The following is a 1,954-nucleotide window of genomic DNA, read 5'->3' as shown; positions in this document are numbered from 1 at the left end:
CAACCGGAAAACTCACGCAAGGTCTGGACGGAAGGCCGCTTACCGCAAGATATGTCGCCGGCCGAAATTACGTTGGCGAGGGCGATACCGGCATTCCAACGTCTGCATATGACGCCATCGGAAAGGAAGGAACGGGCAGATACGCTCAGGCTGTTGCGGCGCGCGAGATCGGAGGCGATGCGGGACGGTACGTGGTAACCAGGGACCGGCGCTCAGGGAAGGTTGTCGACCGCGCGATCCTCATAGACAAGAACCTCGATCCTGATCGGTATTCCCGCGTCCTCGCACATGAGATCGGGCATGCTGTCGACGAACTGGCCGGGACGATCCCGACTGCCGGCCTCAGCGACGAGCTAAGGGGCCTCTATAACAGCCTGAGCAATGGCCATCGGAATGCGGCGGGGACGGATGCCCGCGCCAACGCCAGGCCGTTCCTGCCGCAGCATGACGGCTACAGGGGCGACGACATTCCACGCGAGTATATGGCTGAAGCCATCCGCGCCTATATGGCCGATCCAAACTATCTCAAGACTGTCGCGCCGAAGACAGCCGCCCGCATCCGTGAATACGCCAACCCCAATCCCAAGTTCAATCGGACGATCCAGTTCAACGCGATCGCGGCGCCCGCCGCCGGCCTTGCTGCTAGCGGAGCGGTTCTTGCCGGCTCGGACGATGCGAAGGCCGCGCCCATGGCGCCGGAGCTGCCTCCAGGCGCTGTCCTGATCGATGGACCTCTCACTGACGCAGGCTCGTGAAGGCTCACGCGCCCGCATGCCGGACGGCACGATCATCACTCTGCGCAACAATCAGTGGAGGCCGGAATAATGGCTGAGCTTCATCCTTACGAGCCGAGCTGGCGCGACCAGCTTGGCCAATTGCCCATGGGCGATGAGCGGGTCTTGCCCCTGCGCCGCCGCTTCGTCTCGAGCCTGCTTGGCTCGGCGGATTCAGAGCAGGATACGAAAAAGTGGGAACCGGTTTTTCGCATCGATCCGGCTCTCGGCAGACCGGCCTGTAGCTCATCGACCTGACGCCGCTGGCTGTGCCGCTCTCCGCCAATCAGGCGTATCGGGACTACCGGGAGGGGAATTACACCGGCGCCGGGCTGAACACGCTCGGGGCCGTTCTGGGCGCGGCGCTGGCGCTCGCGGTGCTTGGAAAAGGGACGAAAAACCTAGCGTCCAGAAGCACTTCGCGGTATGATCCTCCGATCAAGCCACTCCGTCCTTTCGAGACTGATTACCCTGCCGGAGCCCCCGCCGATGCAAGAGGAAAATTCACTCACACCATCGACGGAGCCCCCATCACTGCCCGTTACGTCGTGGGCCGAACGGCGGCTGGCGGAAGCGACGTGGCGCTACCGCGTGAAGCACTGGACGAAATCGCAACGGCGACAATGGGTCATCAGGCAGATGTTGTCTCGCAATCCACCCTCGGACGAGACATGGGTCGGACGCGATACAAGCCATACACCGGTCAGCCGACCGCGGTCGTACTCTCCAAGGCGCTGACACCGGGGCAATTTCCGCGCGTCAACGCTCATGAAATCGGTCATGTCATTGACCAGATCGTCGGCGAAATCCCGACTGCCGGCCTCAGCGACGAGCTAAGGGGCCTCTATAACAGCCTCAACAATGGCCATCGGAATGCGGCGGGGACGGATGCCCGCGCCAACGCCAAACCGTTCCTGCCGCAGCCTAACGGCTATAAGGGCGACGACATTCCGGGCGAGTATATGGCTGAAGCCATCCGCGCCTATATGGCCGATCCAAACTATCTCAAGACGGTCGCGCCAAAGACGGCCGCCCGCATCCGTGAATACGCCAACCCCAATCCCACGTTCAATCGGACGATCCAGTTCAACGCGATCGCGGCGCCCGCCGCCGGCCTTGCTGCTAGCGGAGCGGTTCTTGCCGGCTCGGACGATGCGAAGGCCGCGCCCATGGCGCCGGAA

At 62.8% G+C, this 1,954-nt stretch carries 2 pseudogenes; both read left to right on the top strand.

Annotation, left to right across the window (positions count from 1 at the left end):
- Positions 1–755, top strand: a pseudogene (locus CYD53_RS10375) (hypothetical protein); the annotation flags it as partial.
- Between the two features lie 287 nt (positions 756–1,042).
- Positions 1,043–1,954 (top strand): annotated as a pseudogene (locus tag CYD53_RS30220) (hypothetical protein); the annotation flags it as partial.

Origin of the sequence: Allobosea psychrotolerans, from assembly GCF_002917105.1 — a bacterium.
Taxonomy (GTDB): domain Bacteria; phylum Pseudomonadota; class Alphaproteobacteria; order Rhizobiales; family Beijerinckiaceae; genus Allobosea; species Allobosea psychrotolerans.
This window is presented reverse-complemented; position numbering and strand designations above follow the sequence as displayed.